This window comes from Phenylobacterium sp. (assembly GCF_035539035.1).
Classification (GTDB): domain Bacteria; phylum Pseudomonadota; class Alphaproteobacteria; order Caulobacterales; family Caulobacteraceae; genus Phenylobacterium.
In genome coordinates this window covers 216,978-240,474 of sequence record NZ_DATLJI010000014.1, presented here as the reverse complement: position 1 = coordinate 240,474, position 23,497 = coordinate 216,978, and the positions used below count along the sequence as shown (strand labels likewise).

The following is a 23,497-nucleotide window of genomic DNA, read 5'->3' as shown; positions in this document are numbered from 1 at the left end:
TATCGCGCGCCATGCTGAACCCGATCCTCGACCGCTGGCGGCTTGCGGCCCTCCTCGCCTCCGCCGCCATGCTGGCCACCGCCCACGCCTTCGAGACCTTCGGCGGCTACGCGCCGTGCACGCTCTGCCTGCGCCAGCGGGAGGTCTACTGGACCGCCTTGGGCCTGGGCGCGGCCTTCATGGTGATCGTGCGCCTGCCGGGCGGACCGCGCTGGCGCGAGGCCACCTGCTGGGTCCTCGGCCTCGTCTTCCTGGTCGGCGCGGGCGTCGCGGCCTACCACGCCGGCGCGGAGTGGAAGTGGTGGCCCGGCCCCAGCGCCTGCGCCTCGGCCGGCGGCGGCGTCAGCCTCAGCGACATGGAGGCCTTCCTCGGCGGCGCACGCGTCCGCCCGCCGGCCTGCGACGAGGCGCCCTGGGTGTTCGCCGGCCTCTCCATGGCCGGCTGGAACGTGCTGGTCTCGCTGGGGTTGGCCGTGATGAGCGCGTTGGCCGCGCTGCGCGAAAGGTCCAAGCGATGACCGACAAGCCGATCCCGCCGCGTCCGGGCCAGGGGGCGCTCGCCGCCCGCCTCGCCGAGATCCTGCGCGTCGACCATGCGGGCGAGCTGGGCGCCGTCTCCATCTACCGCGGCCAACGCGCGGTCTTGGGCCAGGCCCCGCGGCACGAGCGCATCGCCGGCCAGCTCGCCGAGATGGAGGGCCATGAGGCCGAGCATCTCGCCCGCTTCGACCGGCTGCTCACCGAGCGCCGGGTGCGCCCGACCGCGCTGGCCCCCGTGTGGCGGCTGGCGGGCTTTGCGCTCGGCGCCGGCACCGCCCTCCTCGGCGACAAGGCCGCCCACGCCTGCACCGAGGCGGTCGAGAGCGTCATCGAGCAGCACTACGCCGGGCAGGTGGCCGAGCTCGCCGAGCTGGAGCCGGAGCTGGCCAATGAACTCGAGCGCTTCCGCCAGGAGGAGCTCGCCCACCGCGACCTGGCCGTCGACGAAGGCGCGCGGGAGGCGCCCGGTTACGCCCTGCTCTCCGCCGTCATCCGCACCGGCTGCCGCGCGGCCATCAAGATCAGCGAGAAGGTCTAGGCTGACGCGGCGTCGCGGGCGCACGCTCGCGCCGCCATGATCAAGCTCACCTTCTGCCTGGTGCGCCTGCCGCACCTCAGCCGCGAAGCTTTCCAGGACTACTGGTTCAACACGCACGGGCCGCTGGTCGCCAGCGTCGCCGAGGTCCTGCAGATTCGCCGTTACGTCCAGCTCCACAGCCTGCCGCCCGAGATCAGCGAGGCGTTGCGGACCAGCCGCGGCGCGCCGCAGCCCTACGACGGGGTCGCCGAGCTGTGGTTCGACAGCCTCGAGGCGATGGGCGAGAAAGGCCGGCGCCCTGAGGCCCAGGCGGCGGGCCGTATGCTGCTGGAGGACGAGCGGAAGTTCATCGATCTCTCGCGCTCGCCCCTGTGGTTCGGCCAGGAGAAGGTGGTCGTCGGCTAGGGTTGGGCAGGCCGGCCGTCGTCGGCGGCTCCGGGGACGGTGCTTCCCTCGATCTCGGCGGCGGACATGGCGGGTCCGACCATCGCCTGCTCGCCGGCAGGGGCGTTGACCGGCGGCGAAGCTCCCCGGCCGGTCTGCATCGGCTTGGCCACCAGGATCACCAGCAGCAGGACGACGCTGGCGGCCACCAGGAGCCAGACGGTCTTGCGGCCGCTCGGCTTGCTGTCCACAGGCGCGCCCTTTCCGCGCACCGGCCCGTCGTCGACACCGGGGGCGGAATCGGCCGCATTTGTGCGGGTCTCTCGGGGGTTCTGCATCGGACATCTCCCATCAGTCGCAACCACAACCGGGCGACGGCGGGCAGGTTCCGGGGCGATCCCTCCCCTCAGGTTGCACTCCGTGGAAATAACAGCCTCCAGGGAGTCGCGCAGGCGCAGGAGTTCTGCTTTTGTTCTATTCACGGAGGCGCGCCATGGCGGACGGGACAACGCACTACATCGCCGAGCGGACCTTCGGGGCGCCGAGGCTCGCCCAGGCGACCCAGGCCCGCGCCAGCCTATGGGCGCTCTGCCGCTGCGGCCGCACCGCGGCGGTCGATCCCGCGCCGTGGATCTGCCAGGGTCTGGCCCGGCAGCCGGTGGAGCACTTGGAGGGCCGCCTGCGCTGCGTCTGCGGCGCGCGCCGCGTCCGGCTGGAGGTGCACGGCCTCGCCGAAGCGCCGGCCGGAGTGACCGGCGGCATCTACATCTTCCGCTAGGCCGCGGCCGCCCGGCCGCTAGGGCATCGGGCTGAGGCTCTCGATGTCCTGGTGCGGCTTCACGCCGTGCTTGAGCAACTCCTCCCAGACGCCCTCGGCCGTCTCGGCGAAGCAGAAGAGCTCGAAGTCGGTTTCCGCGATCATCCCGTGGCGCAGCAGCTCGTCGAAGTTGATGATCGAGCGCCAGTACGCCTCGTCGAACAGCACCACCGGGATCTTCGGCGCCTTGTCGGTCTGGCGCAGCGTCAGGATCTCGAACAGCTCGTCCAGGGTGCCGAACCCGCCGGGGAAGACCACCAGCGCGTTGGCCCGCATCGCCAGGTGCATCTTGCGCATGGCGAAGTAGTGGAACCGGAACGTCAGCTCCGGCGTCGACCAGCTGTTGGGCTCCTGCTCGTGCGGCAGCGTGATGTTGAACCCCACCGACGGGGCGCCCACGTCGGCGGCGCCCCGGTTGGCGGCCTCCATGATCCCTGGCCCGCCGCCGGTGGCGATGACGTTGTCGCGGAACGGCTGGCCCTCCAGGAAGGCCCCGCCCCGCTTCGAGGCGATGGCTCCGAACTCGCGCGCCGCCGCGTACCATCGGCGGTGCGCGCCCTCGCCGTCCTCGCGGATCCGGGCCGAGCCGAAGACCACGATGGTGGAACGCACGCCCCAGGCCTTGAGCGCCAGATCGGCCTTGGAGAACTCCAGCATGAACCGGACGCCCCGCATCTCCTGGGAGAGCAGGAAGTCCTGGTCGTAGACGGCCAGCCGATAGGACGGCGACGCCATCTGGGGGGTGTTGGGGTGGGGCTCGGACATGGCCGCCATCTAAGCGCGTTTCGCCGGCCGGTCGATCCGGCCGGCGATGTGCGCTGGGCTACTTGGCGAGCTTCAGCTCGGCCTCGATCTCCAGCTCCACCTCGTCGCCTACGCCCGGCAGATAGGCGGTGATGCCGAAGTCGCTGCGCTTGATCTTCGCCTCGGCGTCGAAGCCGAGCGAGTAGGTCTTGTCCACCGGGTTGACGCCGGCCTGGTTGAACTCGGCCTCCAGCGTCACCGGCCGCGTGACGCCGTGCAGGGTGAGGTCACCGGTGATGTCGGCCGTGCGCTCGCCCGTGACCCGGATGCGGGTCGCCTTGAACGTGGCGGTGGGGAACTTCGCGGTGTCGAGGAAGTCGGCGGTCTTCAGGTGTTTGTCGAGGGCGTCGTTGAGCGTGCCCACCGAATTGGCGTCGACCGTCACGTCGAGCCGGCTGGCCTCGGGCCGGCGCGGGTCGAGGGTGAGCTGGCCGTCCACCTTGGCGAACTGGCCGACATAGGTGGAGAAGCCCATGTGGCTCACCGACCAGGTGATCTTCGAGTGGGCCGGGTCGAGGGTGTAGACCCCCGCGCGGATCTCGGCCGGGGCGCGGGTGAACGGGTCCTGGGCGATCGCGGCGCCGGAGAGTGCAAGGACGGCGGCGAGGCCGGCGGCGGCGAAGGTGAGCTTGCGGGACATGGGAGACCTTCCGGGCAGGGAAATGAGGTGACGGCGCAAGGCTGCGCCATCGTCCCCACCCACATGGGGCTTCTCGCCGTCCGAGAGAATGCGCTTTGTTCGGAGCACACTGCTTCCACCCCGGAAACAATCCTCCGCCGACCGGTTGACCTCCTCAGGCCTCCAGCTCGATGTCCCAGTAGAGGTAGTCGAGCCAGCTTTCGTGCAGGTGGTGCGGCGGGAACTTCCGCCCCCGCTCCTGCAGTTCGAAGGCTGTGGGCCGCCGGGGCTTCATGTGCGGATGCATGTGGGCCTCCGCCGGTGTCCGGCCGCCCTTGGCGAGATTACAGCGGGCGCAGGCGGTGACGATGTTCTCCCACGTCGTGCGGCCGCCCCGCGAGCGCGGGATCACATGGTCGAAGGTGAGGTCCTCCGAAACCGAGCAGTACTGACAACTGAAACCGTCGCGCAGGAACAGGTTGAAGCGGGTGAAGGCCGGCGGCCGGTCCTGGGCCACGTAGCTCTTCAGCGCCACGACGCTCGGCAGGCGCATCTCGAAGGAGGGAGAGTGGACCTTCTGGTCGTAGGTGGAAACAACGTCCACCCGATCCAGGAACACCGCCTTGATCACCTCCTGCCACGGCCAGAGGGACAGCGGGTAGTAGCTGAGCGGCCGGAAGTCCGCGTTCAGCACGAGGGCGGGCCAGCCGGAGGGCGGGTGGCTAAGCACCTGCATCGCCGGACCTCCCGCGGCGCGGACCCGCGCCTATGACGTACGCTTGTGGACTGAAGACGGAGCCCCTGTCTTGCGAACGCGCCAGCCAATTCCGGCTGCATGGACGACGTTACCCGAGATTCGGAGACATCTCCATGACGGCGGCCGTGGGATGAGGCCGAGCGCCTCGCCCGCGGACTGGAGCGGGCGAGGCTTACCGGCCTGACATGCGTCAGGCGCCGAGCACGGCGGTGGCGCCGGCGAGCGTGAGGCCAAGCGCCACGATCGCGTAGGAGGCCACGACATCGAGGATCCGGTTCATCAGGATCGACATTGCCTTCTTCCTTTCTTCGGTTGCGGCGGCCGGGGGATCCGTCCGCCGGGTCCATCTGGACGATGTTTAGATAGCACGCATCTAAACGCTGCCTAGATGCAAATTTATCGCGCACCGCTATGCATTTTTGAATGTGCTGCAGGAACGCTGGAGGCGGCGCGAAAGAAAAAGGGCCCCGGGGAGGGGGCCCTTCTCCGGTTCGACCGTGAGGCCGGGGCCTAGACCCCGAGGGCCACCGTGGCGCCCGCGGCGGTGAGGCCGAGGAACAGCAGGAGGGCGGGAGCGATCCGGTCGAAGAAGCGCTCGAACTTGGAAATCGCGAGAGACATGGAGACACACACCTTTCAGTTTGAACCCCGGGGGAGCGGGGGCGTTTCTTATTTGAACAACGCTAAGATAACGCCGATCTGAGCGGCGTCAAGATCATCTTTACGGCGATCAGATTGAGTTTTACAGTGGAGCCGATGAGAGAATCTCAGGCCGCCGAAGCCCGCCCTTATCACCACGGCGATCTGCGCCGTGCGCTGGTCGACGCCGCACGCCGGCTGCTGGAGTCCGAGGGCCCCACGGCGCTCTCGCTTCGCGCCGTGGCGCGCGAGGCGGGGGTCAGTCCCGCGGCCCCCTATCACCACTTCAAGGACAAGGGCGAGCTCCTAGACGCCGTGGCCCATGAGGGCTGGGAGATGCTGGACGAGGCGCTCGCCCGCGCCAAGGCCGGGGCCCCCTCGCTGAAGGAGAAGATGTCGGAGCTGGGCGTGGCCTATGTCTGCTTCGCCCGCGACAACCCCGCCCTCTACCGGATCATGTACGACACCGCCCGGGACAAGGAAGCCCTCCCCGACGCGGTCCAGGGGAAGGACGACGGCGCCTACTGCAAGGTCCGCGACACCCTGATCGAGGCGGGCGCCGATCCCGCCGCGGCGATCGACCTGGAGCTCGCGACCGTCGCGGCCTGGTGCGCCGCCCATGGCCTGGCCGAGATGCGAGGCTTCAAGCAGTTCGAGCCCCTGAAGGAGGCCATGGGCGGGGAGGCTCCCTTCCTGCGCGCCGTCTTCGATCACATGGGCCTGTTCCCGAAGCACCTGGAAGACTAGACCGGCCCGCGTGAGCCGGCCCTTCGTCACCCGTTTCGCCCCCTCGCCCACAGGGTACCTGCACCGCGGGCACGCCTTCTCGGCGCTCACCGCCTACGAGGCCGCGCGTGCGGCCGGCGGCCGCTTCATCCTGCGCATCGAGGACATCGACCGCACCCGCTGCCGTCCGGAGTACGAGGCCGCGGTCTACGAGGACCTGGCCTGGCTCGGGCTTGCCTGGGAAACGCCCGTGCGCCGGCAGTCCGAGCACATGGAGGACTACGCCCGGGCGCTGCGCGAGCTCGCCGAGCGCGGCCTGCTCTACCGCTGCTTCCGCACCCGCCGGGAGATCGCCGAGGAGATCGAGCGGGCCCCGCACGGGCCCATGGAGGTGTTCCGCGGCCAGCCGCTGCCGGCCGACGAGGAGGAACGCCGCGTGGAAGCCGGCGAGCCCTTCGCCTGGCGGCTCTCGCTCGAGGCCGCCGAGCGGACCCTGGGCGGCTTCGGAAGCCTCACCTTCCAGGAGGAGGGCGAAGGCCCGGCCGGCGAGCGCGGCGTCCTGCAGGCGCGCCCCGACCTGGGCGGCGACGTGGTGCTGGCCCGCAAGGACGTGGGCGTGGCCTACCACCTGGCCGTGGTCGTCGACGACGCCCTGCAGGAGATCACCCACGTGATCCGCGGCCAGGACCTGTTCGAGGCCACCCACGTCCAGCGCCTTCTGCAGGCCCTGCTGGCCCTGCCGACCCCGGTCTACCGCCACCACCGCCTGCTCACCGGCCCGGACGGCAGGCGCTTCGCCAAGCGCGACCGCGCCGAGACCCTGCGGGAGCTCCGCGCCCGGGGCGTGACGCCGGCCGAGCTGCGCCGGGAGATGGGCCTTTGACCGAGGCTCGGCAGCGCTGGCGGGCGCTCGCGGTGCTGTTCTTCGGCGCCACGGTCATCGGGCTCTCGCCGATCTTCGTGCGCCTGGCCGACGCCGGTCCCGCGGCGGCCGGCATGTGGCGCCTGGCCTTCGCCCTGCCCTTCCTGTGGCTGATGGTCCACCGGACGCCGGGCGGGCCTGGAAGGCCGTCGCGCATGGGCCTGATCGCCGGCGTGATGTTCTGCCTGGATCTGGGCTTCTGGCACTACGGCATCACGCTTACCTCGGTGGCCAAGGCGACCGTGCTCACCAACCTCACGCCGGTGGTGGTGACCGCCTTCTCCTGGATCTTCCTGCGCGAGCGGCCGCGGGCCCTCTTCCTGGTGGCCGTGGCGCTCGCCGTCGGCGGCGCCTGGACGATGGCGGCGGCCAGGGGCGTCGGCGCCCAGGGCCCGAACCCGCCGCTCGGCGACGCCTTCTCGCTCACCACCGCCCTCTGGTACGCCCTCTACATGCTGGCCATCGGCCAGGGCCGGAAGACCGAGACCACCGGGCGGCTGATGTTCTGGTCCGGCGTCGTGGGAACGCCCCTGATGCTCGTGGCGGCCCTGGTGCTCGGCGAGCGGCTGCTCCCCGCCACCCTCGGCGGCTGGGCCGCCTGCCTGGGCCTGGGCCTGATGCACGTGGTCGGCCAGGGCTCGATCGCCTGGGCCATGGGCCGCCTGCCCGCCTCCACCGCCTCTGTGGTCGTCCTGATGCAGCCGGTGGTCGCCGCCTGGCTGGGCTGGGTGCTGTTCGCCGAGGCGCTGGGACCCTGGCAGGGCGTCGGCGCCGCCATCGCGCTCGCCGGCGTCGTGCTGGCGCAGTGGGCCTCGCGGCCCAGGGCGGCGGCCGCGCCCTACGACGAGCTGGCCAGCAGCCCGAAGACGTAGATCACCACGAGCATCGGCAGCGGCACGGTGGCGAACCAGCGGAGAGCGCCGCGCATGGCAGGTCTCCCGAATGCGCCCCCCGTCAAGCCAACGGGACGCCGCGACCTCAGGTTCCCTGGGCCGGCAGCCCCCAGGCCACGCGCGCCGCCTCCAGCCGCCCGAGCTTGGCCTCGAACGCCGACCAGTCGTCGGCCTCGGCGATCGGGGCCCAGATGGCCTCGATCTCGTCGTAGAGCAGCTCCTCGGGCGCGGCGCCCTGGAAGTAGGGGTGCGCCAGCCGCTCGGGCCGGTCGGCTGCGTAAGGCGCAATCAGCCGCCGGAACTCCTCGAAGCCCTCGCCGCGGTAGACCTCGGCCCGCGGCCCGGCCAGCGCCCGGTGTTCGGCGTTGCAGAACCAGTCGAAGAAGAACGGCTCCCAGCGCAGTTCGTCGCCGCCCTCCGCCAGCGCCTTGAACGCCGACTGCACGAGGGCGGCGTCCTCGTCCTCGCCGCGCCGGACGAGTCCGAGGCGGTCCAGCATGGCGGCCACCAGCTCGCGCCGGTAGGCGGGGCCGAAGGCGTTGAGCGCCTCGATCAGCGGCTCGTCGCCGGCCACATAGGTCAGGCAGCCGCCGAGCTGCTGCAGGTTCCAGAACACCGCCTCCGGCTGACGGCCGAAGGCGTAGAGCCCCTGCTGGTCGAAATAGGCCGCCGTGAAGGCCGGGTTCGACTTCGGCAGGAAGCGGTAGGGGCCGTAGTCGAAGCTCTCGCCCGTCAGGCTCATGTTGTCGGTGTTGAGCACCCCGTGGACGAAGCCCGCCGCCATCCAGCGGGCGGTGAGCCTGGCCATCCTTGCGGTCACCTCGCGCAGCAGGGCCACCGGCTTCTCGTTGGAGCCCTCCAGCGCCGGATAGTAGTGGGCGACCACATGGTCCACGAGGGCGGCCACGCGGTCGGGGCGCTCGAAGAAGGCGTGGCGCTGGAAGGTGCCGAAGCGGATGTGGCTGTGCGACAGGCGCACCAGCACCGAGGAGCGGGTCGGGCTGGGCTCGTCGCCGCGGACGAGCTCCTCGCCGGTCTCCACGAGCGAGAAGGACCGCGAGGTCGGTACGCCAAGGGCCTCGAGCATGGCCGTGGCCAGCACCTCGCGCACGCCGCCCTTCAGGGTCAGCCGGCCGTCGCCCGAGCGCGACCAGGGCGTGCGGCCCGAGCCCTTGGTGCCGAGGTCGAGCAGCCGGCCGGTCCCGGCCTCCCGCATCTGGGCGAAGACGAAGCCCCGGCCGTCGCCGAGCTCGGGGTTGTAAACCCGGAACTGGTGGCCGTGGTAGCGCTGGGCGAGCGGCGGATCGAGGTTGTCCGACAGCGGCTCGAAGCGGCCGAAGTGGGCGATCCACTCGTCGTCGGTCAGGGTGTCGAGGCCCACGGTCGCCGCCGCCCGGTCGTTGCGGTAGCGCAGGATGGTCTTCGGGAAGACCTCCGCCCGCACCGGGTCGGCGAACTCCGCCCCCAGCTCCTGGAACTTCGGATCGGGGCGGTAGGCGGGGGCGACGGGCATCCGAGCCAGATGGCGGTTCGCGGGCCCCGCGGCAACCCGTGCGCGGCCCACGCACGGGCCTTCACAGAACTGTCACAAAAGCCTAGAGCCCTGAATCTCCAACCGGGCCGAGGTGGATTCCGCATGCTGAGATGGTTCCAGGCGCTCCTGCCGCGCGAGGAGGGCTTCTTTGACCTCTTCGAGGAGCACGCGCGCACCCTCTGCGCCGGCGCGCGCGCCCTGCGCCAGATGCTCGACGGCGGCGACCAGGTCCCCGAGTTCTGCGCCGAGGTGGCCCGCCACGAGGAGGCCGCCGACGCCATCACCCGGCAGGTGATGCTGGCCGTGGGCCGCACCTTCATCACCCCCTTTGACCGCAGCGACATCCGCGAGCTGATCAGCTCCATGGACGACGCCATCGACCAGATGCACAAGACCGCCAAGGCGGTGACCCTGTTCGAGCAACGCGCCTTCCACCCGCACATGGTCACCATGGGCGACGTGATCGTGAAGACCGCCGACCTCACCGCCGAGGCCGTGCCCCTGCTGCGCTCGCTGCGCGGCAACGCCAGCCGCCTGCACGCCATCACCGAGGAGGTCACCCGGCTGGAGGAGGATTCCGACCAGCTCTACGACCACGGCATGGCCGCCCTCTACCGCGGCCCGGCGCGCACCGACGCCATGGCCTTCGTGGTCGGCGCCGAGATCTACGACCACCTGGAGAAGGTGGTGGACCGCTTCGAGGACGTGGCGAACAAGATCAGCGGCGTGCTGATCGAGCACCTCTAGGAGCCGGCGCGCGTGGATCCGGCCCTGCTGCTGATCTTCCTCGTCATCGTCGCGCTGGCGTTCGACTTCCTGAACGGCCTGCACGACGCGGCCAACTCCATCGCCACCATCGTCTCCACCCGCGTGCTGCCGGCCAACTACGCGGTGATGTGGGCGGCCTTCTTCAACTTCATCGCCTTCCTGGTCTTCCCGCTGCACGTGGCCAACACGGTCGGCAAGGGGATCATCGAGCCCGGGATCATCTCCGACGCCGTGATCTTCGGGGCGCTCGGCGGGGCGATCACCTGGAACGTGCTCACCTGGCTCCTGGGCATCCCGTCCTCCTCGTCGCACGCCCTGATCGGTGGCCTTCTGGGGGCCGGCATGGCCAAGGCGGGGCTGGATCCGGTGGTCTGGGCCGGCGTGATCAAGACCGCGGCGGGGATCGTCGTCTCGCCGACGCTCGGCTTCATGCTGGCGCTGACGCTGGTCCTGATCGTCTCGTGGCTGTTCCTGCGCTCGACGCCGTCCTTCGCGGATTCCACCTTCCGCAAGCTGCAGTTCGTCTCCGCCTCGCTGTTCTCGCTTGGCCACGGCGGCAACGACGCCCAGAAGACCATGGGGATCATCGCCGTGCTGCTCTATTCGCACGGCCAGCTGGGCGGGGAGTTCCACGTGCCGTTCTGGGTGGTGATCAGCTGCCAGGCGGCCATGGGCCTGGGCACCCTGATGGGCGGCTGGCGCATTGTGCACACCATGGGGTCGCGGATCACACGACTGTCGCCGCAGCAGGGCTTCTGCGCCGAGACCGGCGGGGCGATCGCCCTGTTCTTCTTCACCAACCTGGGCGTCCCGGTCTCCACCACCCACACCATCACCGGCTCCATCGTCGGCGTCGGCGCCGCGCGGCGGGTCTCGGCGGTGCGCTGGAACGTCGCCGGGCGGATCGTCTGGGCCTGGATCATCACCCTGCCGGCCGCGGCCCTGATGGGCGCCGGCTTCTACTTCCTCGCCCGCCTGGGCGACCGGCTGGTCGGCTGATGGCCAAGCGCGCCGTCCGCGCCGAGCCGGACCGGGAGCCGAGGGCCCAGTACGCCGCCCTGCCCTGGCGCCGCCGGCCGGACGGAGCGGTGGAGGTGCTGCTGATCACCTCCCGCGAGACCCGCCGCTGGGTGATCCCCAAGGGCTGGCCGATCAAGGGGCTGAAGTCGCCCAAGTCCGCCGCCCGCGAGGCCTTCGAGGAGGCCGGGGTGACCGGCGAGGTGGGCAAGAAGAAGCTCGGCGCCTACCACTACGACAAGCGCCTCGCCAGCGGCCGCACCCAGCACGTCCGGGTCACCGTCTATCCCCTGCTGGTCGAGGCCGAGGCCGAGACCTGGCCCGAGCAGGGCCAGCGCGAGAAGCTGTGGACGCCTGCCGCCGAAGCGGCCCCCCTGGTGGACGAGCCCGAGCTGCAGGCCCTGATCGCCGCCTTCGCGCCGGATTGAACCTGAGCCGCACGGAAACATTGCAGTAATCCGCCGTCAGGCATCCTCATAGGCCCCGGGCGCCTCGCCCGTGGGCGCGGGAGGTGAACCGCCATCGAGCTCTCCCTGACCCTCCTCGAGTTGGCCGGCTTCGCGGCGCTGCTGCTGTGGGGCGTGCACATGGTGCAGACCGGGGTGCAGCGCACCTTCGGGCCGAAGCTCAAGACCTTCCTGGCCGGCGCCCTGCGCAACCGGATGAAGGCGTTCGGGGCGGGCGCGGCGGTGACCGTGGCGCTGCAGTCCAGCACCGCCACCGGGCTGATGCTCACCGCCTTCCAGGCCGGCGGCCTCGTGGCGCTCGCCCCCGCGCTGGCGGTGATGCTGGGCGCCAACGTCGGCACCACGCTGGTGGTCCAGGTCCTCTCCTTCGACGTCGCCGCCGTCGCCCCGCTGCTGGTGCTGGCCGGCGTGATCCTGTTCCGCCGGGCGCAGGACGCCCCCCACGACTTCGGACGGGTGCTGATCGGCCTCGGCCTGGTGCTCACCGCCCTGCACCAGTTCCTGGCCCTGCTGGAGCCGGTGGTCGCCGCCCCTGCCGCCGAGGCCTTCCTGGCCCAGGTCGGCCGCTACACCCCGCTCGCCGTGATCGTCGCGGCGATCCTCACCTGGGCCGCCCACTCCAGCGTCGTGACGGTCCTGCTGGCCATGAGCCTGACGACCGGCGGCGTGATCCCGCTGGAGACCGGCGTCGCCCTGGTGGTGGGCGCCAACCTCGGCTCGGCGCTCAATCCCCTGCTGGAAGGCGCCGACGCCGCCGATCCCGCCGCCCGGCGCCTGCCGCTCGGCAACCTGATCAACCGGCTCGCCGGCCTGGTGCTGGTGATGGGGGCGTTCAGCTTCGTCGCCCCGTGGATCGCCCGGCTCGGGCCGACCGAGGCGCGGGCGCTGGCCAACTTCCACACCCTCTTCAACCTGGCGCTGGCCCTGCTCTTCCTGCCCTGGATCCGCACCTATGCGAAGCTGATCGCCAGGCTGCTGCCCGCCCGGCAGGCCGCCGATCCCGGCGCGCCCATCTACCTCGATCCCGACGCCCGCGGCACGCCGGCCGTGGCGCTCGGCGCCGCCACCCGCGAGGCGCTGCGGATGACCGACACACTGGAGGAGATGCTCAAGGGCCTGAAGGAATCCCTCGCCGGCTCCAGCCGCACGTCGATCCAGGCCACGAAACGCCTCGACGACGTGCTCGACCGGCTGAACACCGCCATCCGCGCCTATCTGATCTCGATCCCGCCCGAGACCCTCACCCCTGACGAGTCCGCGCGCCTGGCCCAGATCCTGGCCTTCGCCACCAACATCGAGCACGCCGGCGACCTGGTGGACCGCAACCTGCTCAGCGTCGCCGCCCGCCGGCTGAAGCGTGGCGTCTCCTTCTCACCCGAGGGCGAGGCCGACCTCGTTCGCCTCACCGACCGCGTGCTGGCCAACGTACGGCTTGCGGGCGCGGCGTTCGTGAGCGGCGACCGCTCGGCCGCGCGCCTGCTGGTCGCCGAGAAGGAGTCCCTCCGCGCCGTGGAGGCGGACGCCGTCGCCGCCCACTTCCAGCGCCTGCAGTCGGGCGACGCGAATACGCTCGACACCAGTTCGCTGCACCTCGACGCGCTTCGCGACCTGAAGCGCATCAACTCCCACCTGGTGGAGGGCGCGGCCTATCCGATCCTGCAGTCGGTCGGCGAGCTCCTGCCCACCCGCCTGCGGCAGGTCGGCGACCGGGGCTGAGCCTCTTCCCCGCTTTCAGAAGCAGCGGTACGCTCCGGTCCTGAGGCGGGACGTCAGATCCTGCCCAGGGAGGACATCCATGAGAGCTTCGCGCCTCGCGCTCGCGCTGGCGGCCACCGCCCTGACCGCGCTCGCCGCCGTTCCCACCCTGGCCGCCGCCCAGGACCGCCCCGCCGCGCCGGGCTACAAGGCGCCCCGCAACGCCTGGGGCCAGCCCGACCTGCAGGGCGTCTGGACCAACGCCACCATCACCCCGCTGGAGCGGCCGGCGGAGTTCAGTTCGCTGGTCATTCCCGACGCCCAGGCCCGCGCCATGGAACAGGCGAACGCCAGCCAGAACGCGGAGGGCCTGAAGCCCACCGATCCCAATGCCAAGGTCACCGACCTGCCGGTCGACTGCGGCCGCGGCTTCCGCGGCACCGACTGCGGCTACAACAGCTTCTGGGTGGACCCGGGCACGCGGCTCATCCGGATCGGCGGCGAGGCGCGGTCCTCGATCATCGTCGACCCGCCGACCGGCAAGCTGCCCGCCCTGACGCCGGAGGCCCGGCAGCGGCTCGCCCAGCGGTTCGGCCGAAACAATCCCCGCGCCTTCGACGGGCCGGAGAGCCGCTCGCTCGGCGAGCGCTGCATCCTCTCCTTCGGGACCAGCGCGGGGCCGCCGATGCTGCCCCTGCTCTACAACAACACCTACCAGATCGTTCAGAACAAGGACGAGATCGCCATCCTGGTGGAGATGGTCCACGACGTGCGGATCATCCGGCTGAACGCGAAGCCGCTGCCCTCCAGCGTCCGGCAGTGGATGGGCGATTCCATCGGCCGCTGGGAAGGCGACACCCTCGTCGTCGAGACCACGAACATGCGGCCCGAGCAGGGCCTGCGCGGGGCCTCGGGCGGGACCTTGAAGGTCGTGGAGCGGTTCACCCGCGTCTCGCCGACGCAGATTCTCTACCGCTTCACCGTCGAAGACCCGGCCACCTATGTGGCGCCGTTCACCGGCGAGGTGGCGATGAACGCCACCAAGGGCCCGATCTACGAATACGCCTGCCACGAGGGCAACTATGCGCTGGAGGGCATCCTCGCCGGCGCCCGCGCGCTGGAGAAGGAAGGACGCACGCCCACCTCCGATCCCGTCGCCGACCTGCAGGGCGAAGGCGGGCTTTAGCCCCCTACCCGATCCTCACGCCCATGCCGCCGTCCACCGGCAGGATCGCGCCGGTGACGAAGCGAGCCTCGTCGGAGGCCAGGAACAGGGCCGCATAGGCGGTGTCCCAGGCCGTCCCCATCTCGCCGATCGGCACGCGAGCGTTGCGCTCGGCCCGCACCTCCGCCTCGCTGCGCCCGGAGCCCCGGGCGATGCCGGCCACCGCCATCGGCGTGTCCATCAGCCCCGGCTGCACCGCGTTGCAGCGCACCCGGTGGCGGGCGTTGGACTGCGCCACGCTGGTGGTTAGCCGGTTCACCGCGGCCTTGGAGACCTCGTAGGCGGTCTGGGCGCCGCCGGCGATCGCCGCCAGCGACGAGGTGTTGACGATGGAGCCGCCGCCCTGCTCGCGCATCACCGGCAGGGCCGCGCGGATGGTCAGCCACATGCCCTTCAGGTTGACGTCGAGGATGCGGTCGAAGGCCTCCTCGGTCAGGCGGTGCGCCGGGCCGTCGCCGCCCCCGCCGATGCCCACGTTGTTGACGAGAATGTCGAGCCGCCCGAACCGCGACATGGCCTCGGCGACGATGGCCGCACAGTCGGCGGCCTTGCGGATGTCGGCCTCGATCGCGCCGGCGCGTCCACCGTCGGCGGCGATCATCTCGGCGGTCTCCACGGCCCGCTCGCGCACGCGGTCGACGCAGAGCACGTCGGCGCCTTCACGTGCGAACAGCAGGGCCATGGCGCGGCCGTTGCCGATGGTCTCGCCCGGCGTCTGGCCGGCGCCCACGACCACCGCCGCCTTCCCCTGCAGCCGGCCCGCCACGTCAGTAGCCCTTCAGCTCGGGATCGAGGGTCTGGCCCTCGTCCAGCTGCACCCCGAAGGTGTTCAGCATCATCGAGACCTGGGTGTACTGGCCGGCGGTGAACACCAGGTCCATGCACTGCTTCTCGCTGAAGTGGCGGCGCAGCTCCGTCCAGGTGGGATCGGTGACGAACTGGTCGGCGTGCAGCTCGTCGCAGGCGCGGATCAGGGCCGCGTCGGCCGCCGACCAGCCGGCGTCGGTGCCCCGCTTGATGGCCTCGATCTCCTCGGCCGAGAGGCCCGACTGCAGGCCGATCCGGGTGTGCTGGGTAAACTCGTAGCCTGAGCGGCAGAGGAAGCCGATCCGCAGGATCACGATCTCCCGCTCCCGCGCCGGCAGGTCGTTGCGCCGGGAGAGCACGTAGCCGCCCCAGGCGTTGAACCGCGACAGCGCCTTGGGCGCATGCGCGAGCGTGCGGAAGATGTTGAGCACCGGGCCCGGGCGGAAGGCTTCGAGCGCCTCCTTCTGCTCGGCGTTCAGCTGGTCGTCGGCGAGCGGCGCGATGCGCGGCTTCGTCAGTCTCATGGGGATCCCTCCAGCGCCTCTAAACGGGCGTTTGAAGTCGCCACCTTAGCCGGTCGGCGGCGGCGCTCCACAGGGATTCGTTGGCGAGCGGCCACGGCTGTTGCTACGCAGGGTGCGTGTCCACGCGGTCGAGACTCGAATTCCTGAAGACCGAGACCGGCGCGGGCCTGCTGCTGGTCGCGGTGGCCCTGTTCGCCACCGCCTGGGCGAATTCGCCCTGGGCCGGCGCCTACGCCCGGTTGATCGGCAATCCCGTCACCCTGCAGTTCGGCCCCTTCGCCGAGACCATGACCTTCGCCGCCTGGGTGAAGAGCGCGCTGATGCCGGTGTTCTTCTTCGTGGCCGGGTTGCAGATCAAGCAGGAGATCCTGCGCGGCGAACTCGCCAATCCGCGCCGCCTCGCCCTGCCGCTGATGGCCGCCGCCGGCGGGGTTCTGGTCCCGGGGGCCATCTACCTGCTGATCAACTTGGGCGAAGGCGGCGTCGCCCAGGGCTGGCCCACGGCCGCGGCCACCGACATCGCCGTGGCGCTTGCGGTGCTGGCGCTCGCCGGCCCCCGCCTCCCCTCCACCCTGCGCGTCTTCCTGCTCACGGTCATGCTGCTCGACCTGCTGGCCGGGGCGGTGCTGGCCGCCGTCCTGTTCCCGGAGGATCTGCGACCGTGGATGCTCGGCGGCGCGGTCGCCACGGTCGCCGTCCTGGCGGGCATGGCCCGCTGGCGCACGGCGCCCTACGTCTTCTGGACCGTCGGCCTGATCCTGCTCTGGGGCTTCACGCTGAAGTCCGGGATCGACACCGCCGCGGCGGGGCTGGCGGGGGCCGCCTGCATCCCGCTGCGGCCCAAGCGGACCGGCGGCGTCGGCGTGCTGGACGAGCTGATCGCCGCCCTGCACCCCTACGTCGGCTACTTCGTCCTGCCGCTGTTCGTGCTCACCGCCGCGGGCTTCTCCCTCGCCAACCTGCCGGCCGACGTGCCCACCGCACCTGTCGCCCTGGGAGTCGGCCTTTCGCTGTTCCTCGGAAAGCAGATCGGCATCTTCGGCGCCACGGCCCTGGCCATCGGGCTGAAGCTCGCCCGCCACCCCACGGCCGTGAAGTGGCTGGAGCTCTATGGCGCAGCCGTGCTCTGCGGCGTCGGCTTCACCATGAGCCTCTACATCGGCGAACTGGCCTTCCCCGCCGCCGACGCCCTGGCGCAGACCAAGGTCCGCATGGGCGTCCTGGCGGGGTCGCTCGCCTCGGCCTTGGTGGGCGGGGCCGTGCTCGCCGTCTGCAACGCGCGGCGCCGCGAGGCCGGCTGATCAGCCGATCGCGGCCTTCAGCGCCTGGGCGGTCTCCCTGGCCGCGGCGTTCACGGCCGGCGAGACGTCGGCCATGACGTAGAAGTCGTGCGGCAGCTCGGGATACTCCACGTGCCGCGCCGCGACCCCGGCCGCCTTCAGCCGCTCGGCGTAGGCGCAGCCCTCGTCCTTCAGGCAGTCGTGCCCGGCGGTGACCACCAGCGCCGGCGCGACGCCCGCCACGTCGCGCGCGTCCAGCGGCGACAGCCGGTGCGCCTCGGGATGGTCGCCGACGCCCAGGTTCTTCTCGAACCAGCGCATCACCTCGAAGGTGAGCGTCGGGCCGTCGAGGGTCTTGCGCGACTCCGTCTTCCACTCCGCCGTGGTGGCGGGATAGAGCAGCAGCTGGAAGGCGATCTTCCGTTCGGGATCATCCTTCAGGTCGATGGCCACCGAGGCCGCCAGGTTGCCGCCGGCGGAATCCCCGCCGACCGCGATCCGCTTCGGGTCCGCCCCGATCTCGGCGGCGTGGTCGAAAGCCCAGCGGGTGGCCGCCAGGGCGTCGTCGTGGCCCTTGGGGAACGGGTGCTCCGGCGCCAGCCGGTAGTCGACCGCCATCACCCGGCAACCGCCCCAGGCGGCCATCCGGCGGCAGTGGCCGTCGTGGGTCTCCAGGTCGCCGATCGTCCAGCCGCCGCCGTGGAAATAGACCAGCAGGCCGGAGGGGCGGGCGAGGTCGTGGGGCTCGTACAGGCGCACGGGCACGTCGCCGTGCGGGCCGGGCAGGCTGAAGTCGCGGACGTCGAGGTCCTTCGGCGCGTTCTGGTCCTGGCTCTGCCGCTGCATCCGGTAGCCGGCCCGGAGCATCTCCGGCGGCACCGCCTCGAGCGGCGGCATGGGGTTCTCCTTCAGGAGCGCCGCCTGGGCCTCCAGGAAGGACGCGAAGTCCGGATCGATCACGGCCATGCCGGCCTCCTCCCCAAACAGATGGGGGCCGCCCGGTGGGCGGCCCCTCGTTGTCGTAAGTCTTACTCCGCGGCCTGCTTCGGCGCGTAGCCGAGCATCGCCTTGGTCTCCAGGAACTCGTGGAAGGCGTAGTCGCCCCACTCGCGCCCGTTGCCGCTCATCTTGTAGCCGCCGAACGGGGCGGTCATGTCGCCGCCGCCGCCGTTGATCGACACCTGGCCGGCGCGGAGCTTGGCCGCGACCTTGCGGGCCTGCTCCAGGTCGGCCGCCTGAACGTAGGCGGCCAGGCCGTACTCGGTGTCATTGCCGATCTCGATCGCCTGGTCGACGCTGTCGTAGCCGAGGATCGCCAGGACCGGGCCGAAGATCTCTTCCTTGGCGATGGTCATGTCGTTGGTGACGTTGGCGAACACCGTGGGCTTCACGAAGTAGCCCTTCTCCAGGCCCTCCGGCCGGCCCGTGCCGCCGATGACGAGGGTCGCGCCCTCGTCGATGCCGGCCTGGATCAGCTTCTGGATCTTGTCGAACTGGGTCTTGTTGACCACCGGCCCGAGCTGGGCGTTGCCGTTCGGGTCCCCGACGGTGATGCCGGCCGCCGTCTCGCGGGCCACCGAGATCGCCTCGTCCATGCGCTTCTTCGGCACGAGCATCCGGGTGGGCGCGTTACAGGACTGGCCCGAGTTGGTCATCATGGTGGCCACGCCGCGGGAGACCCCTTTTGCGAAGGCGTCGTCGTCCAGGACGATGTTCGGGCTCTTGCCGCCCAGCTCCTGCGCCACGCGCTTGACGGTCGGGGCGGCCGCCTTGGCCACTTCGATGCCGGCGCGGGTCGAGCCGGTGAACGAGACCATGTCCACGTCGGGGTGACTGGAGATCGCCGCGCCGACGCCCGGGCCGTCGCCCTGGATCATGTTGAACACGCCCTTGGGCACGCCCGCCGCATGCATGATCTCGGCGAAGATCTGGCCGGTGAAGGGCGCCACTTCCGACGGCTTCAGCACCATGGTGCAGCCCGTGGCGATGGCCGGCGCCACCTTGCAGACGATCTGGTTCAGCGGCCAGTTCCAGGGGGTGATGAAGCCGCAGACGCCGATCGGCTCCTTCACGATCATCGTCGGGCCGCGGTCTTCCTCGAACTTGAAGTTCTTCAGGACCTCGATGGCGGTGGCCAGGTGCGCCATGCCGATCGGCACCTGGGCGCGCTGGGCCAGGGAGGCGGGCGCGCCCATCTCCTCGGTGACCGCCGTCGCCAGATCGCCGAAGCGCTTCTGGTACTCGGCCAGGATCCGCTGCAGCACCTCGAGGCGCTCCTCGCGGCTGGTCTGCGACCAGGTGGCGAACGCCTTGCGGGCGGCCTTCACGGCCTTGTCCACGTCGGCGGCGGAGCCGATGGCGATCTTGCCGACCGTCTGCTCGGTGGCGGGGTTCTCGACGTCGAGCGTCTTCAGCTCGACGGGATCCACCCATTCGCCGTCGATGTAGAATTTGAGGTATTCGCGCATGACGTCCTCCTGGAACGGCTTTCTTGATTGAGCCCACCGCCGAGGCCATCCGCCCCGACTTCAAACGCTCATTTTAGTGATCGGCGATAAGTGGGGAAGCCCCCATCCTCCGCCGTCGTCTGCGCGACGGGGGAGGAGCGCTAAAGTTGGTGCACCTGCGGCTGGCCCGCAACCGGCGAACGCGCCTTCAGCACATAGTCCGCGCGGATCGAGCCGATGTAGAGGTCCTTCAGGTCGGGGCCGCCCCAGGTGACGTTGGTCGGATGGTTCACGATCTGGCCGGACGGGTCGTAGATCACGCTCGTCACCTCCCGGCGGGGCGAGATCGCCACCACCCGGTTGGCGCCCGGCAGGCAGACCCAGAGATTGCCCTCGGCGTCGAAGCCGATGCCGTCGGTGTAGCCCAGGGTCCCATGCTCAGGCGCGGGCTCGCCGGGCCGCATCAGCTCGCCCAGGACCGGCCCGTAGCGCTCGGCGGGACCGAGCCTGGCCCCCGGCAGCACCGGGAAGCGCACCACGTCGGCGGCGCTGGTCTGGGCGCAGTAGAGGAACCGCTCGTCGGCCGACAGCGCCAGGCCGTTGGGGAACTTCAACCCCTCCGCCACGACCGAGGCCGAGCCGTCCGGCCGCAGCACGAACAGGAAGCCGTCGTCGCGGCCGTCCAGCGCCTGCGGCCAGGTCTCCGCGTGGGTGGAGTTGGCGCACCAGATGTTCCCCGCGCGGTCGATCACCGGATAGTTGGAGGAGGTCAGCCGGCGGCCCTCCACCTCGGTCAGCAGGGTCTCGTGCAGGCCGCTCGCCGGATCGAACCGCTGCAGCGGGCCCGGCTCGCGGTCGTAGATGCCGAAGTTGGCGATGACGATCCGCCCCTGGGCGTCCATGTTGATGCCGTTCGGCGCGCCGCCCTTCGGCCCCATCCGGTGGAAGCTGCCGCCGCCCATCAGCTCAGCCACCGCGCACTGGTGGTCGGCGGCGAAGACGCGGCCGTCCTTGCCCACCACCACGTCCTCGGGCCGGTCGATGCCGAGCGCGACCTTCTCGAAGGCCGACACCGGAATGGGCTGCAGCGGCATGGGCGTTCCCCGTTTCCCTGTTTTCCCGAACCTTGAGCGCGCCTTTGGCCGTTGGACAAGCGTCCTTGCGGCGGAGGCGTGCGCTCGCTAAAGCCCGGACGACTGATTTCCGGAGCCGTCCCCATGATCGGGATCTACACCGTCCTCATCTTCCTGGCCGTCATGGTCGCGCTGAACGTCTTCGAGTTCGGCCGCATCGACTGAGCTGATCGGAGCCTGACGCCATGCCCAGCCGCGGCGCTGCCCTGATCACCGGCGGCGCGCGGCGGATCGGCCGGGCGCTGGCGGGCGCCGCCGCCGACGCGGGCTATGACGTCGCGATCCACGTCCGCGAGACGGACGACGACGCGGAGGCCGCCGCCGGCGAGGTCCGCGCCCGCGGCCGCCGCGCCGCCATCCTCGCCTGCGACCTGCGCCAGGAGGGCCGCCTCGTGGCCCTGGTCGGCGAGGCCGAGGCCGAGCTCGGCCCCGTCACCCTGCTGGTCAATTCCGCCAGCGTCTTCGAGGAAGACGCCTTCGCGGACATGAACCGGGCCTCCTGGGACCTGCACCTGGAGACCAACCTGCGCGCGCCCCTGGTCCTGGCCCAGGTCTTCGCCCGCCGCCTGCCGGCCGACCGCGAGGGGCTGGTCGTGAACCTCCTCGACCAGAGGGTCCTCCGCTCCACGCCGGAGTTCTTCTCCTACTCCCTCAGCAAGGCTGCCCTGTGGGACGCCACGAAGATGATGGCCCAGGCGCTGGCGCCCCGCGTGCGGGTGAACGGCATCGGGCCGGGCCCGACCCTGCCCTCGATCCACCAGGACCAGGCCGCCTTCGACGCCGAGGCCCGGGCCACGCTCATGGGCCGACCCACCTCCCCCGCCGAGATCGCCGCCGCCCTGCGCTACCTGATTGACGCGCCGTCGGTGACCGGCCAGATGATCGCCGTCGACTCCGGCCAGCACCTGGCCTGGAAGAGCTGAAGGGGCCGCCCGTGGTCGCCTCGCCCCGTCCCGAAGACGCCGCCAAGCCCGCGCCCGAGGCCCGGGTCGTCATGACCAAGGTCTTCGTCACCGGCGTCGAGGTGCAGGCCGGGATCGGCGTCTACCGCCACGAGGTGGGCCGTCTGCAGCCGCTGGTCGTCGACGTGGAGCTGGACGTCCCCACCGCCGGCGCGGAGCGGCTGGCCGACACCCTCAACTACGAGATGATCCTCCAGGCCGCCCGCGACGTGGCCGCCGAGGGCCACATCGGCCTTGTGGAGACCTTCGCGGAACGCCTGGCCCGCGCCTGTCTCTCCGACCCCCGCGTCACCCGCGCCCGAGTCCGGGTGGAGAAGCCGCTCGCGCTCGCCCCGCACGCCACCGGCGCCGGAGTCGAGATCACCCTCGTCCGCGCCTGAGCGCGCACCCGGATGAAGTTTGCGTAACCTGGGCCTTGGCCGATTGAATTCGCGCCGAACGGGGTCACATCCACACCGACGTGGTTTCCACGAGGAGAAGACTGAATTGACCGACCGCCTGGGCTACGGATCCGTGGAGGACCGGACGATGCCCGCCATCGTCTACGGCCTCTACCTGCTGGCCTTCGCCACCGGGGTCACGGCCCTTATCGGCCTGATCCTCGCCTACGCCCAGCAGGGCCAGGCGGGCGCGCGGATGCGCAGCCACTACACCTTCCTGATCCGCACCTTCTGGATCTCGATCTTCTGGTGGATCGTCGGCGGCGCCCTGTGCCTGTTCGGCGGCGTCTTCTCGGTCATCCTGATCGGCCTGCCGTTCCTGGCGATCGGCGTCCTGATCCTGGCCGTGATCGGCGTCTGGTGGGCCCTGCGCTGCATCGTGGGCGTCATCTACCTCGCCCGCGACGAGCCCCACCCGCGCCCCTACACCTGGCTCGCGTAGGGCGTCCGACGCATCGTGCTGGCCCGGCTTGTCCCGGCCACCCATGATCATGGCGAATACAGAAAGGCCCGCGGCGTCTCCGCCGCGGGCCTACTGGTCATCGGTGTTCAAGGATCCGCGGGACAGACCCGGGAACGACGAACGTCTCGAGGACTAGGCCGCCACCGTCTCGCGGCGGACCATCCGGGCGTAGTCGTCCATCAGGCTGAGCGAGATGTTGCCCGGCCGGAAGGTGAACTCGCCGATCTGCGCCACCGGGGTCACCTCGGCGGCGGTGCCCACCACGAAGCATTCGGAGAAGCCGGAGAGCTCCTCCGGCTTGATGTGGCGCTCGATCACCTCGAACCCCTTGGACTTGGCGAGCCGGATCACCGACTGGCGCGTGATCCCGTTCAGGAAGCAGTCGGGGGTCGGCGTATGCAGAGCCCCGTCCTTCACGAAGAACACGTTCGAGCCGGTCGATTCCGCCACATAGCCCCGGTAGTCGAGCATCATGGCGTCGGTGTAGCCGTCCTTCTCCGCGGCGTGCTTGGAGATGGTGCAGATCATGTAGAGGCCGGTGGCCTTGGCGTGGACCGGCTCGGTCTCGGGCGAGGGCCGCTTGTACTTGGCCCAGCACATGCGGATGCCCTTGGCCTTCTCCTCGGGCTTGAAGTAGCTCGGCCAGTCCCACACGGCGATCGCCACGTGGATTTTGGTGTTCTGGGCCGAGACCCCGATCATCTCCGAGCCGCGCCAGGCGATGGGCCGGACGTAGGCGTCGGTCAGGCCGTTCTTGGCGCAGGTGTCCTTGCAGGCCTGGTCGATCTGGGCCACCGTGAACGGGATTTGGAAGTCCAGGATCTCGGCGGACTTGAACAGACGCTCCGTATGCGCGGTCAGCTCGTAGATCTCGCCCCCATACATCCGTTCGCCCTCGAACACGGCCGACGCGTAGTGCAGGCCGTGCGTGAGTACGTGCACCTTCGCCTCGCGCCAGGGCACGAACTGGCCGTCCAGCCAGATCCAACCGTCGCGATCGTCGAAGGGAACAAGAGACATGAGGGTGCGACCTCCTTTCGTGGGGTTCCCCTTGAAGCCCCCGCGGGCCGCGCCGTCAAACGAAATGGGCGCGGCT

The 23,497-nt window shown here is 70.7% G+C and carries 28 protein-coding genes; 17 read left to right on the top strand and 11 right to left on the bottom strand.

Features of this window, described 5'->3' with window-relative positions:
• Positions 1-11 precede the first annotated feature (11 nt).
• The 3 genes from VM685_RS10835 to VM685_RS10825 are packed head-to-tail and all read left to right on the top strand — an operon-like array spanning position 12 to position 1,483.
• On the top strand, positions 12-518 hold the full coding sequence (locus tag VM685_RS10835; protein WP_325460160.1) for a disulfide bond formation protein B: 507 nt from the start codon (positions 12-14) through the stop codon (positions 516-518).
• Entirely contained in the window at positions 515-1,078 is a 564-nt protein-coding gene (locus VM685_RS10830) for a demethoxyubiquinone hydroxylase family protein (protein ID WP_325460159.1), read from the top strand. Before VM685_RS10835 ends, VM685_RS10830 begins: the two co-directional genes overlap by 4 nt.
• Before the next feature lie 36 nt (positions 1,079-1,114).
• Positions 1,115-1,483, top strand: a complete 369-nt coding sequence (locus VM685_RS10825) for an EthD domain-containing protein (protein WP_325460158.1) — start codon at positions 1,115-1,117, stop codon at positions 1,481-1,483.
• Here VM685_RS10825 and VM685_RS10820 read toward each other — a convergent pair.
• Positions 1,480-1,800, bottom strand: coding sequence for a hypothetical protein (locus VM685_RS10820; RefSeq protein ID WP_325460157.1), 321 nt, complete (start codon positions 1,798-1,800; stop codon positions 1,480-1,482). The two genes, VM685_RS10825 and VM685_RS10820, sit on opposite strands and share 4 nt — an antisense overlap.
• A gap of 155 nt (positions 1,801-1,955) precedes the next feature.
• On the opposite strand from VM685_RS10820, the gene VM685_RS10815 reads away from it, so the two are divergent.
• Complete coding sequence (locus tag VM685_RS10815; protein ID WP_325460156.1) at positions 1,956-2,240, top strand: hypothetical protein; 285 nt, start codon at positions 1,956-1,958, stop codon at positions 2,238-2,240.
• A gap of 18 nt (positions 2,241-2,258) precedes the next feature.
• Here VM685_RS10815 and VM685_RS10810 read toward each other — a convergent pair whose 3' ends face one another.
• The 3 genes from VM685_RS10810 to VM685_RS10800 form a co-directional block, all read right to left on the bottom strand.
• A complete protein-coding gene (locus VM685_RS10810; protein ID WP_325460380.1) occupies positions 2,259-3,044 on the bottom strand; it encodes a TIGR00730 family Rossman fold protein in 786 nt (261 codons plus the stop codon).
• Between the two features lie 58 nt (positions 3,045-3,102).
• The gene (locus VM685_RS10805; RefSeq protein ID WP_325460155.1) at positions 3,103-3,723 is read right to left on the bottom strand and encodes a YceI family protein; all 621 of its coding nucleotides are present in this window, start codon (positions 3,721-3,723) and stop codon (positions 3,103-3,105) included.
• A gap of 154 nt (positions 3,724-3,877) precedes the next feature.
• The gene (locus VM685_RS10800) at positions 3,878-4,438 is read right to left on the bottom strand and encodes an HNH endonuclease (RefSeq protein WP_325460154.1); all 561 of its coding nucleotides are present in this window, start codon (positions 4,436-4,438) and stop codon (positions 3,878-3,880) included.
• A 777-nt stretch (positions 4,439-5,215) separates the two neighbouring features.
• Between VM685_RS10800 and VM685_RS10795 the strand changes: the two genes are divergently transcribed.
• The 3 genes from VM685_RS10795 to VM685_RS10785 are packed head-to-tail and all read left to right on the top strand — an operon-like array spanning position 5,216 to position 7,618.
• On the top strand, positions 5,216-5,845 hold the full coding sequence (locus VM685_RS10795) for a TetR/AcrR family transcriptional regulator (RefSeq protein ID WP_325460153.1): 630 nt from the start codon (positions 5,216-5,218) through the stop codon (positions 5,843-5,845).
• A 10-nt stretch (positions 5,846-5,855) separates the two neighbouring features.
• Positions 5,856-6,707: a tRNA glutamyl-Q(34) synthetase GluQRS gene (gluQRS, locus tag VM685_RS10790; RefSeq protein WP_325460152.1), complete on the top strand. Its 852-nt coding sequence runs from the start codon at positions 5,856-5,858 to the stop codon at positions 6,705-6,707.
• Positions 6,704-7,618: a DMT family transporter gene (locus tag VM685_RS10785; RefSeq protein ID WP_325460151.1), complete on the top strand. Its 915-nt coding sequence runs from the start codon at positions 6,704-6,706 to the stop codon at positions 7,616-7,618. The genes gluQRS and VM685_RS10785 overlap by 4 nt, the downstream gene beginning before the upstream one ends.
• Positions 7,619-7,724: 106 nt before the next feature.
• Here VM685_RS10785 and VM685_RS10780 read toward each other — a convergent pair whose 3' ends face one another.
• On the bottom strand, positions 7,725-9,152 hold the full coding sequence (locus VM685_RS10780) for a protein adenylyltransferase SelO (protein ID WP_325460150.1): 1,428 nt from the start codon (positions 9,150-9,152) through the stop codon (positions 7,725-7,727).
• Positions 9,153-9,275: 123 nt separating this feature from the next.
• Here VM685_RS10780 and VM685_RS10775 point away from each other — a divergent pair, with 123 nt between their 5' ends.
• The 5 genes from VM685_RS10775 to VM685_RS10755 all read left to right on the top strand — a co-directional run bounded on the left by VM685_RS10775 (position 9,276) and on the right by VM685_RS10755 (position 14,306).
• A complete protein-coding gene (locus VM685_RS10775; RefSeq protein WP_325460149.1) occupies positions 9,276-9,920 on the top strand; it encodes a DUF47 domain-containing protein in 645 nt (214 codons plus the stop codon).
• Between the two features lie 12 nt (positions 9,921-9,932).
• The gene (locus tag VM685_RS10770) at positions 9,933-10,940 is read left to right on the top strand and encodes an inorganic phosphate transporter (protein ID WP_325460148.1); all 1,008 of its coding nucleotides are present in this window, start codon (positions 9,933-9,935) and stop codon (positions 10,938-10,940) included.
• Positions 10,940-11,386: an NUDIX hydrolase gene (locus VM685_RS10765; protein WP_325460147.1), complete on the top strand. Its 447-nt coding sequence runs from the start codon at positions 10,940-10,942 to the stop codon at positions 11,384-11,386. Before VM685_RS10770 ends, VM685_RS10765 begins: the two co-directional genes overlap by 1 nt.
• A 93-nt stretch (positions 11,387-11,479) precedes the next feature.
• Positions 11,480-13,141, top strand: a complete 1,662-nt coding sequence (locus tag VM685_RS10760; protein WP_325460379.1) for a Na/Pi cotransporter family protein — start codon at positions 11,480-11,482, stop codon at positions 13,139-13,141.
• 79 nt (positions 13,142-13,220) lie between these two features.
• Positions 13,221-14,306 (top strand): hypothetical protein, encoded by a 1,086-nt coding sequence (locus tag VM685_RS10755; protein WP_325460146.1) that lies wholly within the window; start codon positions 13,221-13,223, stop codon positions 14,304-14,306.
• A 4-nt stretch (positions 14,307-14,310) separates the two neighbouring features.
• Here VM685_RS10755 and VM685_RS10750 read toward each other — a convergent pair whose 3' ends face one another.
• Both VM685_RS10750 and VM685_RS10745 read right to left on the bottom strand, forming a co-directional pair.
• Entirely contained in the window at positions 14,311-15,111 is an 801-nt protein-coding gene (locus VM685_RS10750) for an SDR family NAD(P)-dependent oxidoreductase (protein WP_325460145.1), read from the bottom strand.
• Position 15,112: 1 nt separating this feature from the next.
• On the bottom strand, positions 15,113-15,676 hold the full coding sequence (locus tag VM685_RS10745; protein ID WP_325460144.1) for a carboxymuconolactone decarboxylase family protein: 564 nt from the start codon (positions 15,674-15,676) through the stop codon (positions 15,113-15,115).
• 116 nt (positions 15,677-15,792) lie between these two features.
• Here VM685_RS10745 and nhaA point away from each other — a divergent pair, with 116 nt between their 5' ends.
• Positions 15,793-16,977 (top strand): Na+/H+ antiporter NhaA, encoded by a 1,185-nt coding sequence (gene nhaA, locus VM685_RS10740; RefSeq protein WP_325460143.1) that lies wholly within the window; start codon positions 15,793-15,795, stop codon positions 16,975-16,977.
• Here the strand turns inward: nhaA and VM685_RS10735 are convergent, their stop codons facing one another.
• From VM685_RS10735 to VM685_RS10725, 3 genes are all read right to left on the bottom strand, one after another.
• A complete protein-coding gene (locus VM685_RS10735; protein ID WP_325460142.1) occupies positions 16,978-17,922 on the bottom strand; it encodes an alpha/beta hydrolase in 945 nt (314 codons plus the stop codon). It lies immediately after the preceding gene.
• 62 nt (positions 17,923-17,984) lie between these two features.
• The gene (locus VM685_RS10730; protein WP_325460141.1) at positions 17,985-19,424 is read right to left on the bottom strand and encodes an aldehyde dehydrogenase family protein; all 1,440 of its coding nucleotides are present in this window, start codon (positions 19,422-19,424) and stop codon (positions 17,985-17,987) included.
• 140 nt (positions 19,425-19,564) lie between these two features.
• On the bottom strand, positions 19,565-20,497 hold the full coding sequence (locus tag VM685_RS10725; RefSeq protein WP_325460140.1) for an SMP-30/gluconolactonase/LRE family protein: 933 nt from the start codon (positions 20,495-20,497) through the stop codon (positions 19,565-19,567).
• Positions 20,498-20,575: 78 nt separating this feature from the next.
• On the opposite strand from VM685_RS10725, the gene VM685_RS10720 reads away from it, so the two are divergent.
• From VM685_RS10720 to VM685_RS10705, 4 genes are all read left to right on the top strand, one after another.
• A complete protein-coding gene (locus tag VM685_RS10720; protein ID WP_325460139.1) occupies positions 20,576-20,701 on the top strand; it encodes a hypothetical protein in 126 nt (41 codons plus the stop codon).
• 20 nt (positions 20,702-20,721) lie between these two features.
• Complete coding sequence (locus VM685_RS10715) at positions 20,722-21,459, top strand: SDR family oxidoreductase (protein ID WP_325460138.1); 738 nt, start codon at positions 20,722-20,724, stop codon at positions 21,457-21,459.
• Between the two features lie 71 nt (positions 21,460-21,530).
• Positions 21,531-21,878, top strand: a complete 348-nt coding sequence (gene folB, locus VM685_RS10710; protein ID WP_325460378.1) for a dihydroneopterin aldolase — start codon at positions 21,531-21,533, stop codon at positions 21,876-21,878.
• A 106-nt stretch (positions 21,879-21,984) separates the two neighbouring features.
• A complete protein-coding gene (locus VM685_RS10705; protein WP_325460137.1) occupies positions 21,985-22,380 on the top strand; it encodes a hypothetical protein in 396 nt (131 codons plus the stop codon).
• A gap of 153 nt (positions 22,381-22,533) precedes the next feature.
• Here the strand turns inward: VM685_RS10705 and VM685_RS10700 are convergent, their stop codons facing one another.
• Positions 22,534-23,421: a branched-chain amino acid aminotransferase gene (locus VM685_RS10700; protein ID WP_325460136.1), complete on the bottom strand. Its 888-nt coding sequence runs from the start codon at positions 23,419-23,421 to the stop codon at positions 22,534-22,536.
• Between the last annotated feature and the right edge of the window lie 76 nt (positions 23,422-23,497).

What these genes read in the sequence shown, in the direction of transcription:
- VM685_RS10835 (WP_325460160.1), top strand. Translation starts at nt 12, where the DNA reads ATGCTGAACCCGATCCTCGACCGCTGGCGGCTTGCGGCCCTCCTCGCC.
- VM685_RS10830 (WP_325460159.1), top strand. Translation starts at nt 515, where the DNA reads ATGACCGACAAGCCGATCCCGCCGCGTCCGGGCCAGGGGGCGCTCGCC.
- VM685_RS10825 (WP_325460158.1), top strand. Translation starts at nt 1,115, where the DNA reads ATGATCAAGCTCACCTTCTGCCTGGTGCGCCTGCCGCACCTCAGCCGC.
- VM685_RS10820 (WP_325460157.1), bottom strand. Translation starts at nt 1,800, where the DNA reads ATGCAGAACCCCCGAGAGACCCGCACAAATGCGGCCGATTCCGCCCCC.
- VM685_RS10815 (WP_325460156.1), top strand. Translation starts at nt 1,956, where the DNA reads ATGGCGGACGGGACAACGCACTACATCGCCGAGCGGACCTTCGGGGCG.
- VM685_RS10810 (WP_325460380.1), bottom strand. Translation starts at nt 3,044, where the DNA reads ATGTCCGAGCCCCACCCCAACACCCCCCAGATGGCGTCGCCGTCCTAT.
- VM685_RS10805 (WP_325460155.1), bottom strand. Translation starts at nt 3,723, where the DNA reads ATGTCCCGCAAGCTCACCTTCGCCGCCGCCGGCCTCGCCGCCGTCCTT.
- VM685_RS10800 (WP_325460154.1), bottom strand. Translation starts at nt 4,438, where the DNA reads ATGCAGGTGCTTAGCCACCCGCCCTCCGGCTGGCCCGCCCTCGTGCTG.
- VM685_RS10795 (WP_325460153.1), top strand. Translation starts at nt 5,216, where the DNA reads ATGAGAGAATCTCAGGCCGCCGAAGCCCGCCCTTATCACCACGGCGAT.
- VM685_RS10780 (WP_325460150.1), bottom strand. Translation starts at nt 9,152, where the DNA reads ATGCCCGTCGCCCCCGCCTACCGCCCCGATCCGAAGTTCCAGGAGCTG.
- VM685_RS10775 (WP_325460149.1), top strand. Translation starts at nt 9,276, where the DNA reads ATGCTGAGATGGTTCCAGGCGCTCCTGCCGCGCGAGGAGGGCTTCTTT.
- VM685_RS10765 (WP_325460147.1), top strand. Translation starts at nt 10,940, where the DNA reads ATGGCCAAGCGCGCCGTCCGCGCCGAGCCGGACCGGGAGCCGAGGGCC.
- VM685_RS10755 (WP_325460146.1), top strand. Translation starts at nt 13,221, where the DNA reads ATGAGAGCTTCGCGCCTCGCGCTCGCGCTGGCGGCCACCGCCCTGACC.
- VM685_RS10745 (WP_325460144.1), bottom strand. Translation starts at nt 15,676, where the DNA reads ATGAGACTGACGAAGCCGCGCATCGCGCCGCTCGCCGACGACCAGCTG.
- VM685_RS10735 (WP_325460142.1), bottom strand. Translation starts at nt 17,922, where the DNA reads ATGGCCGTGATCGATCCGGACTTCGCGTCCTTCCTGGAGGCCCAGGCG.
- VM685_RS10730 (WP_325460141.1), bottom strand. Translation starts at nt 19,424, where the DNA reads ATGCGCGAATACCTCAAATTCTACATCGACGGCGAATGGGTGGATCCC.
- VM685_RS10725 (WP_325460140.1), bottom strand. Translation starts at nt 20,497, where the DNA reads ATGCCGCTGCAGCCCATTCCGGTGTCGGCCTTCGAGAAGGTCGCGCTC.
- VM685_RS10715 (WP_325460138.1), top strand. Translation starts at nt 20,722, where the DNA reads ATGCCCAGCCGCGGCGCTGCCCTGATCACCGGCGGCGCGCGGCGGATC.
- folB (WP_325460378.1), top strand. Translation starts at nt 21,531, where the DNA reads ATGACCAAGGTCTTCGTCACCGGCGTCGAGGTGCAGGCCGGGATCGGC.
- VM685_RS10700 (WP_325460136.1), bottom strand. Translation starts at nt 23,421, where the DNA reads ATGTCTCTTGTTCCCTTCGACGATCGCGACGGTTGGATCTGGCTGGAC.